Origin of the sequence: Rhizobium sp. BK289 (genome assembly GCF_014193575.1) — a bacterium.
GTDB classification, from domain to species: domain Bacteria; phylum Pseudomonadota; class Alphaproteobacteria; order Rhizobiales; family Rhizobiaceae; genus Rhizobium; species Rhizobium tropici_C.
The window spans coordinates 301,469-315,795 of record NZ_JACHZO010000006.1; the positions used below are offsets into that span (position 1 = coordinate 301,469).

Consider the following 14,327-nt stretch of genomic DNA (forward strand, 5'->3'; position numbering starts at 1 on the left):
TGGCCGACCACTGCCTAAGCGGTGATCTCGACCGGCGTTCCGTCCGGCATCGCGATGACGGCCTCGTAGAAGCCGTCTCCTGTCATGCGGGGCGCGGATTTCAGACAGCCGTCCGTCCGGCATCGCTCGGCCAATGCATCGACGAATGTCCGATCTCCAAGCGACACGGCGATATGATCCCAGCCGATGCGCTCATCCGGCCTACCGGCAGCAAGCCAGGGACCGGTCATCAGCTCGATCTGATCGCCCCTTCCGGGTAGATGGACGAAACGGGAGACGAAGCCAGGCCGTCGCTGGCTTCGATAGGGTTCGCCGACGGTTGCACCGAAATAGGTTTCCCAGAAATTCGCGGCGGCATCGAGATCATGCGTCCATAGAGCGGTATGAGCGATCCGCATCTGTCTCTCCCTGTGCCTGTTCGTGATTGCGGGTAACGATGCCGGCGCAAAGCGGGGTGACGCAGAGCAATAGAGCGAGCATCCAGAAGGCACCGTGCAGGCCAAGATGATCCGCCGCGAAACCGACGCCGGCGGGGCCGACGAGCACGCCCGCATATCCCGTCATGGTGATGGCCGCGACGGCAAGGCCCGGCGGCATGATCTTTTGCGCGCCGCCCATGCGGAAGAGCACCGGAACGATGTTGGAGGCGCCAAGACCGATCAGCAGGAAACCGCTCATGGCGAGGATCGCGATCGGGCTGAGGAGGAGGATGACAAAGCCCACTACCGCGACGATGCCGCCCCATAGCATGATTGCCCTGTCTCCGACCCGTGCGGTAATGGCGTCGCCGCTCAGGCGGCCCGCCGTCATCGCAATCGCAAACAGCATGTAGCCAAGGCCGCCATGACTCGTATCGACCTGGCCCTGCGTGGTGAGAAGCAGAGCACTCCAATCGAGGATCGCGCCTTCGACGAGGAAGGTGATTGCTGCCAGCGCGGCCAGCAGCAGCACGACGCCGCGTGGCATGACGAAAAGCGGCGCGTCCTCCGCGGGGACGGTTCGCAGCAGTCGGGGCCATGCGACAATCATGGCGATCACCATAACTGCCGAGCTGAGAAACGTTGCGGCAAGAGGACCGGCCTTGGCGGAGAGGAGCAGGGTGACGAGCAGGGAACCTATGAAGCCGCCGATGCTGAACAAGGCATGGAAGCCGGACATCAGCGGCCGGTCCGCGCCTTTCTCCACTTCGACGGCGTGAATGTTCATGGCGACATCAAGCGATCCAAGGCAGGCGCCGAAAGCCGCCAGCGCAAGGCCGAGTGTAAACGGCGTGCCGGCCATGGCCAAGGTCGGCAAGAGAAGTGCGAGACCAAGACCGCCCGCGATGATGATCGGCTTGCTGCCATATCGCGCGCTCAACATGCCGGTCGCAAGCATTGCCGCGACCGAACCGAGGCCAAGGCAAAGCAGCAGCATGCCCAGCACGCCGTCATCGACCCCGAGACGAGCCTTGGCGAAGGGGACGAGGGGAGCCCAGCAGGCGAGCGCGAAGCCCCCAACCAGAAAAGCAAGTCGTGTTGCCAGCCGGGTTTCCGGCCGATCCGTGGATTGCATGGTCATTTCTTATCTTTCAAAATCAGGAGGATGACGTGACTTCGCTTGCCTTCACGAGCGAGAAGCCGGCGTCGGCGACCGCCTTTTCATCAGCGACAGGCAGGTCATCCTCGACAACAAGCCAATCGATATCGTCAGCGCCGCCGATGCGGTGCGGCGCGCGTTCGTGAAACTTCTCCGAGGTGATCAACGCGATTCGTGCTGCGCTTCTCTTGAGCAGCGTCCGTTTGAAGATCGCATCTGCATGTTCGTACACGCTGATGCCGTTTCTTGCCGAAACGGCGCAGACACCCAGGAAGCAGCGATCGATGTTCATGGCTTCGATGGCTGCTACCGCGGATGCATCGACGCTGCCGCCGACAACAGGATCGACCGCGCCACCGATCAGGACGAGCGGGATATCGCCGCGCTTCATGACGGCGCTGGCGATATCGATGGAGTTCGTCGCGATCGTCACGTCCAGGTTCTTCGGCAAAAGATCGACCATTGCGAGATTGGTGCTGCCGCTGTCGATGAACAGGAATTCGCCAGGTTCGATCATTGCGACCGCGGCCTTGGCCAAGGCTCTCTTGCGGCCGGATTCCTGCCCGACGCGTACGGCCATGGGCTGCGAGGGCGTTAGCAAGGGAAGCGCGCCGCCATAGACGCGGCGACATTTGCCCTCTGCGGCAAGTGCCCGCAGATCGCGGCGGACGGCGTCCTCGGACACGTTGAACTCGGCGGCCAGAGATGCGGCGATGATCTGCCGGCCTTCTGCAAGCCGTGCTTCGATGACGTCCCGGCGAGACAATGGGAGTGAATTGTTCATAAATTTGCATTAACGTGCATAAATAAGAGAGTCAATATGCGCGTTTATACACGATGTGACTTGTCGACGATATATTCCGCGAGCGATTTTGCTTACCGACACTGTCATTTTGCGCGAAAACAGCACTTGCACGCCCGATGCTTGTGATGCTCCATGCGCTTCAGTTGATCCTTCTGCGCTCCTCGAGTCTCCATCGCCATGCTCAAAGATTTTTCCGTTCAAAGCCTGTTCATGGGATGCCTCACGGCCTTCGTCGGCTTTGCCAGTTCCTTCGCTGTCGTCTTTCATGGCCTGCAGGTGGTGGGCGCCTCGGATGTGCAGGCAGCGTCCGGTCTGACGGCGCTTTCGGTTGCGATGGGCGTTTGCGCAATCGTGCTCAGCATGGCGACGAGGCTGCCGATCAGCATTGCCTGGTCCACACCGGGAGCCGCATTGCTCGCAAGTGCGGGGGCGATCGAAGGCGGCTTCCCGGTGGCTGTCGGTGCGTTTTTCATTTGCGGCATATTGATCGTCATTGCCGGCCTTTTTCGGCCTTTTGGCAGGGCGGTCGCCTCCATACCGGCGCCGCTTGCCAATGCCATGCTGGCGGGTGTCCTGCTCGGCCTTTGTTTCGCGCCCGTGAAGGCGATCGCCTTCAATCCGGCCTTCGGCTTGCCGATCATCCTTGCCTGGATCGTGGTCGGCTCGTTCAAGCGGCTTTGGGCCGTTCCGGCAGCGCTTGCGGCCTTTGCCCTGGTGCTGGCCTTTGGCGTGAAGATACCGGATGGTGCCTTCGCCTCGCTCGAGCATTCGTTGTTGCCTACCGTCGAATTCGTGAAGCCGGTCTTTACGCTTGCCGGTATCGTGTCCATCGCGCTGCCGCTGTTCATCGTGACCATGGCGTCACAGAACATTCCAGGCATCGCGGTGCTGAAGGTGCATGATTACGAGCCGAAACCCGGCCCGCTGTTTGCCGTGACCGGCGTGTTCTCGCTGCTTGCCGTTCCCTTCGGCGGCCATGCCGTCAATCTCGCGGCGATCACGGCCGCCATGTGCGCCGGACAGGACGCTCATGCCGATCCCAAGCGGCGTTATTGGGCAGCGATTGTCGCCGGTATCGGCTATGTGATCCTCGGATTGCTGGCGAGCGCGGTTACGGCTTTCGTGGCGCTCGCGCCGCCGATCCTCATCGAGGCTGTGGCCGGCCTGGCCCTTGTCGGGGCGCTTTCCAATTCCGCCTTGAACGCCTTCCAGCAGCCGGAATCACGCGAAGCCGCCGCCATCACGTTTTTGGTGACGGCATCGGGCGTTTCCTTCGGCGGCATCTCCGGCGCCTTCTGGGGGCTGGTCGCCGGTGGGCTGATGCTGGCCCTGTCGCGTGGGGTGCAGATGCTGAAGAAGTGAGCAGGGGGTTGCTTCTTTTTGATCCGGCGGCTATAAGCGCGGCCATGAAGTTGACTGGCGCAAAGATTTCCGAACAGATTGCACGTGGGCGCGTTGCCCTGCGTGACAATACGCGCGCCCTTACCTCGCTTCTCCTCCTCGGCCTTACGCGCGGTTGCCGGGTCCTTTGAGGAGCGCCCGGCGGCCGAAAGCCCGCTGGCCATCGCTCCTCGCGACTTACCCTAAAATCGACAGCTTACCCGCAAAGGGTCCGCATTTGTCATCGCCAAGCCGCATCCGATCGGCTAAGACGCGGGATAAAATGACGGGAAAGGAAGAGACGAGACCATGGACGCGAACAGCCATTCCCCCAAAGGCATGCCCGAAGCAGCGGTGAAATACCGCGCCTATCCCCAGATCAACATTCCCGACCGGACCTGGCCGTCCAAGACCATTACCAAGGCGCCGATCTGGTGCTCGGTCGATCTGCGCGACGGTAACCAGGCGCTTGTCGATCCGATGGGTCACGACCGCAAGGCGCGCATGTTCCAGCTGTTGCTGGATATGGGATTCAAGGAAATCGAGATCGGCTTCCCCTCGGCTTCGCAGACCGATTTCGATTTCGCCCGCTGGTGCATCGAACAGGGCAATGTGCCCGCTGATGTGTCGCTGCAGGTTCTCGTCCAATGCCGTCCGGAATTGATCACCCGCACCTTCGAGGCCCTGGAAGGCGCCAACAAGCCGATCGTGCATTTCTACAATTCCACCAGCGAATTGCAGCGCCGCGTGGTATTTGCCAAGGACGTGCAGGGCATCAAGCAGATCGCCGTCGATGCGGCCAAGATGATCACCGATATGGCGGCGAAGGCAGGCGGCGGCTATCGCTTCGAATATTCGCCGGAGAGCTTCACCGGCACCGAGCTGGACGTGGCTTTGGAGATCTGCAACGCCGTTATCGATGTCGTGAAGCCGACGCCTGACAACAAGCTGATCATCAATCTGCCGTCGACCGTCGAAATGGCGACGCCGAACATCTATGCCGACCAGATCGAATGGATGTGCCGCAATCTCGATAACAGAGAGAACCTGATCATTTCGCTGCATCCGCACAATGACCGCGGCACGGGCATCGCCGCCGCCGAGCTGGCCTTGATGGCCGGCGCCGATCGTGTCGAAGGCACGCTGTTCGGCAATGGCGAGCGTACCGGCAATGTCGATGTCGTGACCATGGCATTGAACATGTTCACGCAGGGCGTCGATCCGGAGCTGGATTGCTCCAACATCGAGCGCATGAAAGAAGTTTATGAATATTCCAACCAGATGGCGATCGGCGAGCGTCACCCTTACGTCGGCGAGCTGGTCTATACGGCCTTTTCCGGTTCGCATCAGGATGCGATCAATAAGGGCATGAAGGCCGCCAAGGTCGCCAACGACCCGGTGTGGGAAGTGCCTTACCTGCCAATCGATCCGCAGGATGTCGGCCGCACTTATGAGGCAATCATCCGCATCAACTCGCAGTCCGGCAAGGGCGGCATTGCCTATATCATGCAGCAGGACTACGGCTTGAACCTGCCGCGCAATCTCCAGGTGGAATATCGCGAGGAGATCCAGCGCATCACCGACGAGGAAGGCAAGGAATTGCCGTCCAAGCGCATCTACGAGCATTTCATCGAACGCTATGTGACGCAGCCCGAAGCGCCGCTCCGCTTCGTCGACCACCACACCTTCGCCGATCCCGAGCACAAGGGGCAGCGTATCGTTGCGGCCGAAATCACCGACAAGGGCGAAGTGAAGCGCATCGAGGGCAGGGGTAACGGCCCGATCGACGGCTTCATCAATGCGCTCTCGATCTATCTCGGCATCCCGATGTCCGTCGAGGATTACTCCGAGCACTCGTTACAGCACGGCTCCAATGCTGCGGCGATCTCCTATGTCGAAGTCTCCTATCCGGGCGGCAAGCTCTTCGGTGCCGGCATCAACACCAATATCGTCGCAGCGTCCCTCGAGGCGATCGTATCGGCGGCGAACCGCGTGCTCGCCATCAAGTCGGCGTAAGGCTCTGGCAGGATTACAGTTGATTTGAGAAGCCCCCTCGTTGTAGAGGGGGCCTTTTGTTGCGTATCAGTCGGCTGCCGACTCGTCGCCCTCGATGAAGCCGCCGGATTGGTGCGACCAAAGCGTTGCGTAGATACCGTTTTGGGCGATCAGCTCCGCATGCGTGCCGTCCTCGACGATGCGGCCTTGGTCGAGCACGACGATGCGGTCCATGCGCGCGATGGTCGACAGGCGATGCGCGATGGCGATCACGGTCTTGTCTTCCATGATCCCATAGAGCGTATCCTGGATTTCGGCTTCGACTTCGGAATCGAGGGCAGATGTTGCCTCGTCCAGCACCAGGATCGGGGCGTCCTTGAGGATGGCGCGGGCAATTGCGACCCGTTGCCTCTGACCGCCCGACAGCTGGACGCCGCGTTCGCCGGCATGGGCATCGAAGCCGGTTCTTCCCTCCTGATCCCGCAGGCCCGCGATGAAATCGCTGGCAGCGGCCTTCTCGGCCGCAGCGAGAACCACATCCTCCGAAAAGTGGGGATTGCCATGGGCGATGTTATCGCGAATGGAGCGGTGAAGGAGCGATGCCTCCTGGCCGACCACGGCAATCTGCCGGCGAAGGCTATCCTGCGTTACCTGCCGAATATCCTGCCCATCGATCTCGATGATGCCTGATTCCGGATCGAAGAAGCGCAACAACAGGTTGACCAGGGTCGATTTGCCGGTGCCGGAGCGACCGACAAGGCCGACCTTCTGGCCCGCCGCAATTCGAAGCGAAACGCCGTCGAGCCCGCCATCTCCCTTGCCGTAGTGATGCGTGATTTGCCGGAAGACGATCTCACCCTTGGTGACGGCAAGCGGCTTGGCGTCCGGCATATCGGCAATCGCAAGCGGCTGCGAGACGGTCAGCAGTGATTGCCGCATGGCGCCGAGATGGGCAAAAAGCGACGACACCGCGTCCAGCATCCATTCGGCCATGCCGGTTATGCGGAAGCTTAAGGCGAGCGATGCCGCGATCAGTCCTAGCGGTGCGCCGCCGGACTGCCACAGCACGACCGCATAGCCGACGAGCGCGACGATGAGGAAGCTGCCGAGAAACAGCATGCTCGAATTGACAAGCACTTCCAGCCTCTGCACCCGGACGAATGTTTCTCGCGTTTGAGAGAAACGACGACGGGCTTCCTTGTCTTCCGCCATGGCATCGGCAAAAAGCTTGATGAGGTCGATATTGGCATAGCTGTCGACCAGCATGCCCGTCAGCTGGGCATAGGCTCCCTGGTACTGTGCGGAAGCCTTCTGCAGGCGAGGGATGACATAGGCCATCAGTCCGAGATAGCAGAGGAGCCAGATGGCGAGGGGCCAGATCAGGCGCGGGTCGATCGAGGCCATCAGCCAGAGCGAGCCGGCCACATAGATCGTGACGAAAGACAGCGTGTGCAGCACGGCATAGGCGGCGCCTGTTGCCGCCGTACCGATGTCACGCACCTGGCTGGCGATCCGCCCGGAAAAATCCTGACGAAACCAGCCGACGGATTGCCGAAGGACGTGGCTATGGGCGCGCCAACGAAACAAGGTCTCGGCATTCGGCCGAAATGCGATGTCATCCAGGCTTTCGCGGAGATAGCCGGCAAGCGGCCGTCCGATCAGCACAAGTGCGGCCGCAGCAAGCAGGCCCCACCCTTCGGACGTCCAGAAATCCTCCCGGCGAGCGGCGGCCAGATTGTCCACCAGCCGGCTGGAATAGCCGATAAGCCAGATCTCGATGACAGCGCCGATGACAGTCAGGCCGAGGCTCATCGCCATGACTGTGCGAAACGGGCGAAGGTTGGTTAGGAGATAGCGCCAGGCCTTGGATGATGGTTGCGGCTCATCATGATCCTGGAACGGATCGACAAGCTCTTCGAAGCGACGAAACATGAGGGCCCTCCGCGGGCGAACATAGCAATCTGATGGTCGGGCCAATAAAGCAGCCCTTCACGGCACTGCTTTTCAGCGGTGGTTTCCTGTGCCGTGGTTTTTCATCAGAGTGCTCTCCTCATTGATCGCTACAACCTACATAGCGTGTATTGGCGCCGATGTCAGCAGCAATTGTATCATGATCGCTCGACACGGCTCGCGTCGAAGTCGTCCGAGGATATGTGCTTCAATGGCGTATTTTGTTCAAGGCCTGCCCTTGGCAAGCTCTTCGCGCTGCTTCGTCAGGCGCTCGAGTTCTTCTTCCTGTTCGGCAATCCGCTCCGACGTCCGTTCTTCGTCGGCTGCGCCGGAGAAGGCGGCGGCTTGCTCGATCAGTTCGCGAAGATTGTCTCTTATCACCGCAATGCGCCTGTCGATTTCCGGAATGGTCAGCAGAACGTCGGACATGTGGAAACTCCAGTAAGAATATCGGCCTCATGCGATTGCCGCAGGGTCATTATCCATCCGCGAGCGTTCGGCTGCAAGCTGCAAAGAAAGAGAGGGGGCGGTCAGATCTCCGACGATACCCTATTGGCGATCTGGTCGAGCATCGCATCCGAGGACGGGCCGACGACGGCGTAGGTCGCGCCATCGCGATGCCAGGACACGATGCTGATATCGTCCTTGATGGTCTCGTTGAAATCGTTGTCGTTGGCGGCGCCGTCAGTCTTGGTGAAACAGACGGCGACGACATCGCCGTCGAGATTCTTATAGATCAGCTGGCCAACGGGCTTGCCGCCGGCGATGAACATCCGCGCGCCCTGGAAGACAAGGCCGTCGGCAGCCAGATCCGGGAAATTGAACTTGACGCCGACCGTGCTGCCCAGCCACTTGCTGATTTCGTCCAGTTCGCTTGCCTGCAGTTCGACCATATGGCGCGGCTGGCGCGAATAGATGCGATGATAGGCGGCTATGTCATCCAGCCAGTTTCGCGTCGCGGCCTGGGCCGGGGTGACGGGTGCCGCCTCCGGTGCATTGGCGGGTTGTGCGCCCAGGAGATATCCTATGCCGCCGCCGACCGCGAAGAGGATCAGGGCCGCCGCCAGCGACTGCCTGCCGTTCGGCGCCAATTTCAGGGATGGCCTGGCGAGACGGGGAGAAGGGTCGCGAGTCTTCGGGGGCTGGGCGCTCTTGATGGAACGGACGAGTGCAAGCGGGACAGGCTCTTTCAAAACCTCGTCGAAAGCCTTGCGGCCGACATCGGAGCCGTGCTTCAGCTCATCGAATATGCGCTGCGCATTCGGATCGGAAGCGATGAGCTTTTCCAGCTCTTCCTTTTCTTCCCGGGTCGTCTCGCCATCCATGAAGGCGGACAAGCGGACTTCGAGCGGCGTTTTTTTCATGTCCTGCAATGCTTAAAACCTTCGAGGCGAGCGGCTGTGACCTTGAGAGGCAAGGTAAAGGCGTGCGCTGGAGAGTCGCGACATCACTGCCGACAGCGGAATGCCGAGGATATCGGCCGCCTGCTTGTAGCTGTGTCCTTCGACATCGACCAGCAGGAAGACACTGGCAAGTCCTTCGGGCAAAGATGTGACGAGGCGATGCGCTTCCCCGGCTTCAACCGGATTTAAATGTGTTCCGGATGCCGGGTCGCCCTCTTCCAGAGCATTGCCCTTGCCGGCAGGACGCAACTTGTGGCGCCGCGCCTCGTCGATCCATTGATGCCGAGCCATGGTGTAGAGCCAGCTCTCCAATTTGCCGCCGCTGTTCCACAGATGGAATTTGGCGATGCCGCGCTGACAGACGCTCTGCACAAGCTCATCCGCCTCAGCCAGATCGCCGGTCAGCGTTACCGCGAAGCGCCGAAGCTTCGGAAGAAGGCCGACCAGATCGCGTCTGATATCGATGGCTGCTACCGGCGTTGGCATGGTCTTTCCAAAGAAGCGTTGGAGGTTGTCACATGGGCGACGTGCTTCCGCAAAGAGTGACCTTTCCCTTGGAAAAGGTGATGCGAGCAGAATGTTCGTCCTGTGTTGGTATGAACCATTTCCGTGCCGTTTCGCAAGCCTTCAAAACACTCGCACTTAACTGTCCTTCTCCGGGCGGCGGTCTGTGCATGCGCCGACCCATGCTGTCTCAATAGGTGACATGGCCCTTCAGCGATTGCAGTAGCGAGCGGTAAGCCCAGCTATTTTCGCCGCCGCGATCGCGGATCTCGACCAGCTGCACGCGGGCGCCCTGAACATCGCCCTGCTCGAGAAGGGCCTGTCCCATATAGGAGCGCGCAAGGATATAATTCTCGTCGCGTTGCAGCGCCTTGCGATAGTAGCTCATGCCGAGCTCCATGCGGCCTGCTTTGCGATTGGCGTAACCAAGGTAGTTGAGGATGCGGGGGTCGTCCTGGTTCCTTGCCAGCTTCAGGACGATGATGGCGTTATCATACTGGCCCGCATAGGCGAATTCGCGCGCTGCCTGGAACAGCTGATCGTCATTGAAGGCGCTTTGCTTCGGCTTCACGCATTGCTTCTTATCCTTGTCCCAAACCTTGCCATCGGTGCATTGGGTGGTCGTCTTGCTCTTTGGCGGCGGGGCCGTTTCGTCATTTTCGGAGCCGGCGGCGATGGCCTGGAGGCTGGCGGCAGCCAAGAATCCGGCGGCGACCACCACAGTTAAAAAGCTTTTCATCACCGCCTTGAAACCCATCCTATCCTCCCGGGATTCCGATGGTCCGATTGTAGCTCCGTATCTTAGAAAACGCTACCGAAACGATGCGCGCGACGTTCTAAAATGCCGATCATGTCGCCAGGATATCGATGCCTTCCGGATCGACGCCATTGCCGTTGTCGTTGAGGCTGTAGCGTTCGGCCTTCAACTCCCAGGCGCCGGGACGACCGGCGATCGTAAAGAGATTGTAGGCGGCGCGCGGCTTCAGGCCACCGACCCCTTGCGAGGCGGAAGCGATCCCGACTATCGGCACGGGACCCATGTGGCCGCGCAGCCAATGCAAGGTGTTGAGATGGGTATGCCCGTGCAGGACCAGTTCGGCTCCGCCCGTCGAGAGGACCGCCGCAAAGCGGCGGATGCCGATCATGCGTTTGTAGAAGCTGGTCGCGCCGCGAATCGGCGGGTGGTGGATCATGACGACGCGAAAGAGCCCGGCATCGCCGGCAGCGCGCAGGATATTGACCGTCTCGCGCGCCTGGCGGGCGGAGTAGAAGCCGCTGGCGGCAAAGGGCGGCGTGGCGACTGCGGTCGAGCAGCCGATCAGCGCCACTTGATCCCGGATACGCAGATAGGGAAAAATGCGCTGGTCTTCCTGCCATTCGGCGGGAGCGTGATCGCCGCTGACATAGGGATACCAGGCACGCATGGCCTTTTCGTAGGCGCCGGGCACATAGGCATCGTGATTGCCCGGCACGACTGACGTGTGCAGCGGATCGCCGACCGTCTTCAGCCATGCTGCTGCGGTCTGGATCTCCATGCCGCTCGCAAGATTGACGAGATCGCCGGTTACGGCCAGATGATCGGCCTGCTTTGCCCTTATGTCGTCAAGAAGGAGATCAAGCGTACCGCCAAAAAGGTGCTTGCGCCGGTTTCGGTGCCAGTTCACAAATCCGGTAATGCGTTTGGAGGCGAGCTCTCTGATCGAAAGGCGTGGCAGCGGACCAAGGTGAACATCGGAAATATGCGCGAGCTTGAACATGGGATGAGACATAGCCCACTCTATTGTCAAAACAAATACATGCCCAACCTCAATGCGGATCGGGACATCGGGTTTCACGCATGAGCGACGATATTTCGAGGGACGAAAAGCAGAGTTTGGCGGTGCGGTTGTTCGGCCGGGCGCTGCATGTCTATTTCGGCCTGACTCGCAGCATGACGCTTGGCGTGCGCGCCGCCTGCTTCGATCGGGAGGGGCGAGTGTTCCTGGTGCGCCACTCCTATATCGCCGGCTGGCATATGCCCGGCGGCGGCGTCGAACGTCATGAGACGGTGGAGGAAGCGCTTGCGAAGGAGCTGCGGGAGGAGGGCAATCTGGTGATCTCGGGCCGGCCGCAGCTCTTCCACGTCTATTTCAACAATCGCATCAGCAAAAGAGACCACGTCGTTTTCTACCGTGTCGAGGTCACGCAGACCGCGCCGCGCAAGCCGGATCGCGAGATCGTCGAAAGCGGTTTCTTCGCGCTCGATGCGCTGCCACCCGGAACGACGAAGGCAACCTATCGCAGGCTGAAGGAATTGGAAGGAGCGGAAGCCCCTTCCAATCACTGGTAGCCACCGGCATTCAAGTCACGCGGCTTTTGCCAGTCGCTCGCGGCCGTGCGGGCGATCGAAGTCCAGATCGGGGCCGACCGGCACGATGCCTGTCGGATTGATCGTCTTGTGGCTGCGATAATAGTGGTTCTTGATATGCGTCAGGTTCACCGTCTCGGCAACGCCGGCGATCTGATAGAGATCCCGCAGATAGGCCGAGAGGTTGGCATAATCGGCGATGCGGCGGATGTTGCATTTGAAATGGCCGACATAAACGGCATCGAAGCGGACGAGCGTCGTGAACAGGCGCCAGTCGGCTTCCGTCAGCCGGTCTCCGAACAGATAGCGCTTCGTCGCCAGCCGCTGGTCCAGCATATCGAGGGTTTCGAAGAGGCGAAGTGCGTTTTCCTGGTAGGCTTCCTGCGTCGTCGCAAAGCCAGCCTTGTAGACGCCGTTGTTGACGGTATCGTAGACGCGCTCGTTCAATGCATCGATATCGGCGCTGAGATCGGCGGGATAGAAATCCGCCTTGGAGCCGGTGAGGCCATCGAAGGCGGTATTGAACATGCGGATGATTTCGGCCGATTCGTTGTTAACGATCGTGCCGGTCTGCTTGTCCCATAGAACGGGAACGGTCACCCGGCCGGAATAATGCGGATCGGCCTTGACATAGACCTCCCAGAGCTTCGTCGCGCCGAAGAGATGGTCGACAGTGCCGCCGTCTGTCCCTTTGAATTCCCAGCCGTTTTCCAGCATCAGCGGATCGACGATCGAGACCGAGATCAGCTCCTCCAGCTTCTTCAGCTTGCGGAAGATCAGGGTCCGATGTGCCCAAGGGCAGGCGAGCGACACGTAGAGATGATAGCGTCCGGCTTCAGCCTTGAAGCCGCCGGTGCCTGTCGGCCCAGCGCTGCCATCCGCGGTCACCCAGTTTCGGAACTGCGACGCGGCGCGCTTGAAATGGCCCTTCGTTTCTTTGGTATCGTACCAGACGTCATGCCAGACGCCGTCCACCAACATGCCCATTGCTTGATCCTTTCGGGAAACTGCCGAAACTATATATCAAGAGATACGGCATGCACGCCGGATTTCGAGACGGCAAATGATGAACACTGCGTCGCATGCATGGCTGAGAGGCTTCGGGCACCGGCGTTATGCGTGAAGGCCAGGATGTGGGCACGATGCCGCATTAAAAAATGGCATCATGTATTTTGCATTGGACGCGCCGGATATTTCCTGCTATCCGGCTTTTCATAATTTAAGGACCCTTGTCATGAAAGTAGCCAGAAGCCTGCGACGACGCCGATGATCTTGAACGCTCCACGAGCGCTTTCGGGAACAATATCGTTCGTCTATCTGGTTTCACTGGTCTAATGTACAAGCACGATCTGGTCTACCTCACTGAGGATGCGTCGCACGACGCCGTCATCGAAATCATCAACGAAGAAGCGTTCGGTCCTGGCCGGTTTACGCGCGCTGCTGCTCGCATTCGCGAACAGGGACCGCATGACCGGTTGCTGTCCTTCATCTGCGCCGACGATGGCGAGACGATCGCCTCCGTGCGGATGACGCCGGTGCTGGCCGGATCGGTCAAGGGCCATCTGCTCGGCCCGCTTGCCGTGCGCCCCTCCCACAAGAACAAGGGCATAGGCCGCGAGCTCGTGCGCATCGCCGTCGAGGCCGCCAAGCGCAAGGGCTCGGAAGCCGTCATCCTCGTCGGCGATCCACCCTATTATGGTCCGCTCGGTTTCGAGAAGGTCGCCTACAACGCATTGACCTTCCCGGGGCCTGTCGATCCCAACCGGGTGCTGGTCGTGCCGATCGCCGCCGACATGCATGCGCGGTTGCACGGTTCGATCGCCTGGCGCGATGATTCCACTGCGGCTACGGAAGCCGAAGACGACGATCTGGATGATGTCGTACAGTTCACGGCGATCGCTGTCTAAGGCGCTATCGATAAAAATCGCCCTGCTTGATGTCAGCGGGGCGACAACGTCTTCTTCAGAAAGAATCGGCTGCGACCAGCCGGGAAATCCGGCAGTTCGCCGAAGATCGTATAGCCCTGCCGCTGATAGGCTTTCAGCGCCTGCGGGTTGAAGGTATCGATCCATGCGCCGAAACAGCCGCGCGCGTTTGCCTCCGCTTCCGCTGCCTCTAGCAACTTTCCGGCCATGCCCTGGCCGCGCAGACTTTCGGGCACGAAGAGCCATTGCGTGAACAGCCACCCCCAGGCGGTATAGCCGGAAATGCCGCCGATGGTCCTGCCGGAAACGTCGCGGATCAGGACCGCCAGGGGACGGCGCTCCGAGGGGCCGACATCGGCAACATTGAAGGCTGTCAATCCCTCGCTGATGGCTGCGAGTTCGCTTTCGCTTGGGGCATCGGTCACGTCAATTTTCATCGC

The 14,327-nt window shown here is 60.4% G+C and carries 15 protein-coding genes; 4 read left to right on the forward strand and 11 right to left on the reverse strand.

All coding sequences use genetic code 11. The features are described from left to right. Positions 1–14: 14 nt before the first annotated feature. From FHT84_RS14295 to FHT84_RS14305, 3 genes are read right to left on the reverse strand one after another with little or no spacing between them, the layout of a single operon-like run. A complete protein-coding gene (locus FHT84_RS14295; RefSeq protein ID WP_112340663.1) occupies positions 15–398 on the reverse strand; it encodes a VOC family protein in 384 nt (127 codons plus the stop codon). After that, entirely contained in the window at positions 364–1,554 is a 1,191-nt protein-coding gene (locus tag FHT84_RS14300) for an MFS transporter (RefSeq protein ID WP_112340730.1), read from the reverse strand. Before FHT84_RS14300 ends, FHT84_RS14295 begins: the two co-directional genes overlap by 35 nt. Positions 1,555–1,576: 22 nt before the next feature. Continuing rightward, positions 1,577–2,362 carry a DeoR/GlpR family DNA-binding transcription regulator gene (locus FHT84_RS14305; protein ID WP_113251079.1) on the reverse strand — a complete coding sequence of 262 codons (786 nt, stop codon included), beginning with the start codon at positions 2,360–2,362 and terminating at the stop codon, positions 1,577–1,579. 198 nt (positions 2,363–2,560) lie between these two features. On the opposite strand from FHT84_RS14305, the gene FHT84_RS14310 reads away from it, so the two are divergent. Together FHT84_RS14310 and leuA are read left to right on the forward strand one after the other, a co-directional pair. Beyond that, the gene (locus FHT84_RS14310; protein WP_113251080.1) at positions 2,561–3,745 is read left to right on the forward strand and encodes a benzoate/H(+) symporter BenE family transporter; all 1,185 of its coding nucleotides are present in this window, start codon (positions 2,561–2,563) and stop codon (positions 3,743–3,745) included. A 327-nt stretch (positions 3,746–4,072) separates the two neighbouring features. Next, the gene (leuA, locus tag FHT84_RS14315) at positions 4,073–5,779 is read left to right on the forward strand and encodes a 2-isopropylmalate synthase (RefSeq protein ID WP_113251081.1); all 1,707 of its coding nucleotides are present in this window, start codon (positions 4,073–4,075) and stop codon (positions 5,777–5,779) included. Positions 5,780–5,845: 66 nt separating this feature from the next. Here the strand turns inward: leuA and FHT84_RS14320 are convergent, their stop codons facing one another. From FHT84_RS14320 to FHT84_RS14345, 6 genes are all read right to left on the reverse strand, one after another. Further along, positions 5,846–7,690, reverse strand: a complete 1,845-nt coding sequence (locus tag FHT84_RS14320) for an ABC transporter ATP-binding protein (protein ID WP_113251082.1) — start codon at positions 7,688–7,690, stop codon at positions 5,846–5,848. Between the two features lie 243 nt (positions 7,691–7,933). After that, complete coding sequence (locus tag FHT84_RS14325) at positions 7,934–8,137, reverse strand: hypothetical protein (protein WP_112340668.1); 204 nt, start codon at positions 8,135–8,137, stop codon at positions 7,934–7,936. Positions 8,138–8,238: 101 nt separating this feature from the next. Beyond that, the gene (locus tag FHT84_RS14330; protein WP_183762942.1) at positions 8,239–9,081 is read right to left on the reverse strand and encodes an anti-sigma factor; all 843 of its coding nucleotides are present in this window, start codon (positions 9,079–9,081) and stop codon (positions 8,239–8,241) included. A gap of 3 nt (positions 9,082–9,084) precedes the next feature. Next, the gene (locus FHT84_RS14335) at positions 9,085–9,597 is read right to left on the reverse strand and encodes an RNA polymerase sigma factor (protein ID WP_113251084.1); all 513 of its coding nucleotides are present in this window, start codon (positions 9,595–9,597) and stop codon (positions 9,085–9,087) included. Positions 9,598–9,805: 208 nt separating this feature from the next. Beyond that, positions 9,806–10,354: a hypothetical protein gene (locus FHT84_RS14340; protein WP_183762956.1), complete on the reverse strand. Its 549-nt coding sequence runs from the start codon at positions 10,352–10,354 to the stop codon at positions 9,806–9,808. A gap of 109 nt (positions 10,355–10,463) precedes the next feature. After that, positions 10,464–11,402, reverse strand: coding sequence for a metallophosphoesterase (locus tag FHT84_RS14345; RefSeq protein ID WP_113251147.1), 939 nt, complete (start codon positions 11,400–11,402; stop codon positions 10,464–10,466). A 50-nt stretch (positions 11,403–11,452) separates the two neighbouring features. Here FHT84_RS14345 and FHT84_RS14350 point away from each other — a divergent pair, with 50 nt between their 5' ends. After that, the gene (locus FHT84_RS14350) at positions 11,453–11,944 is read left to right on the forward strand and encodes an NUDIX domain-containing protein (protein WP_113251086.1); all 492 of its coding nucleotides are present in this window, start codon (positions 11,453–11,455) and stop codon (positions 11,942–11,944) included. Between the two features lie 15 nt (positions 11,945–11,959). Here the strand turns inward: FHT84_RS14350 and FHT84_RS14355 are convergent, their stop codons facing one another. Beyond that, the gene (locus FHT84_RS14355; protein WP_113251087.1) at positions 11,960–12,949 is read right to left on the reverse strand and encodes a glutathione S-transferase family protein; all 990 of its coding nucleotides are present in this window, start codon (positions 12,947–12,949) and stop codon (positions 11,960–11,962) included. A gap of 347 nt (positions 12,950–13,296) precedes the next feature. Between FHT84_RS14355 and FHT84_RS14360 the strand changes: the two genes are divergently transcribed. Then, the gene (locus FHT84_RS14360) at positions 13,297–13,869 is read left to right on the forward strand and encodes an N-acetyltransferase (protein ID WP_113251088.1); all 573 of its coding nucleotides are present in this window, start codon (positions 13,297–13,299) and stop codon (positions 13,867–13,869) included. 32 nt (positions 13,870–13,901) lie between these two features. Here FHT84_RS14360 and FHT84_RS14365 read toward each other — a convergent pair whose 3' ends face one another. After that, positions 13,902–14,324: a GNAT family N-acetyltransferase gene (locus FHT84_RS14365; protein ID WP_113251148.1), complete on the reverse strand. Its 423-nt coding sequence runs from the start codon at positions 14,322–14,324 to the stop codon at positions 13,902–13,904. Positions 14,325–14,327: the final 3 nt, after the last annotated feature.

Excerpts from the sequence above, each read along its gene's own strand:
- FHT84_RS14335 (WP_113251084.1), bottom strand. The coding sequence starts at position 9,597 with ATGCCAACGCCGGTAGCAGCCATCGATATCAGACGCGATCTGGTCGGC.
- FHT84_RS14350 (WP_113251086.1), top strand. The coding sequence starts at position 11,453 with ATGAGCGACGATATTTCGAGGGACGAAAAGCAGAGTTTGGCGGTGCGG.
- leuA (WP_113251081.1), top strand. The coding sequence starts at position 4,073 with ATGGACGCGAACAGCCATTCCCCCAAAGGCATGCCCGAAGCAGCGGTG.
- FHT84_RS14325 (WP_112340668.1), bottom strand. The coding sequence starts at position 8,137 with ATGTCCGACGTTCTGCTGACCATTCCGGAAATCGACAGGCGCATTGCG.
- FHT84_RS14300 (WP_112340730.1), bottom strand. The coding sequence starts at position 1,554 with ATGCAATCCACGGATCGGCCGGAAACCCGGCTGGCAACACGACTTGCT.
- FHT84_RS14295 (WP_112340663.1), bottom strand. The coding sequence starts at position 398 with ATGCGGATCGCTCATACCGCTCTATGGACGCATGATCTCGATGCCGCC.
- FHT84_RS14360 (WP_113251088.1), top strand. The coding sequence starts at position 13,297 with ATGTACAAGCACGATCTGGTCTACCTCACTGAGGATGCGTCGCACGAC.
- FHT84_RS14355 (WP_113251087.1), bottom strand. The coding sequence starts at position 12,949 with ATGGGCATGTTGGTGGACGGCGTCTGGCATGACGTCTGGTACGATACC.
- FHT84_RS14365 (WP_113251148.1), bottom strand. The coding sequence starts at position 14,324 with ATGAAAATTGACGTGACCGATGCCCCAAGCGAAAGCGAACTCGCAGCC.
- FHT84_RS14305 (WP_113251079.1), bottom strand. The coding sequence starts at position 2,362 with ATGAACAATTCACTCCCATTGTCTCGCCGGGACGTCATCGAAGCACGG.
- FHT84_RS14310 (WP_113251080.1), top strand. The coding sequence starts at position 2,561 with ATGCTCAAAGATTTTTCCGTTCAAAGCCTGTTCATGGGATGCCTCACG.
- FHT84_RS14340 (WP_183762956.1), bottom strand. The coding sequence starts at position 10,354 with ATGAAAAGCTTTTTAACTGTGGTGGTCGCCGCCGGATTCTTGGCTGCC.
- FHT84_RS14320 (WP_113251082.1), bottom strand. The coding sequence starts at position 7,690 with ATGTTTCGTCGCTTCGAAGAGCTTGTCGATCCGTTCCAGGATCATGAT.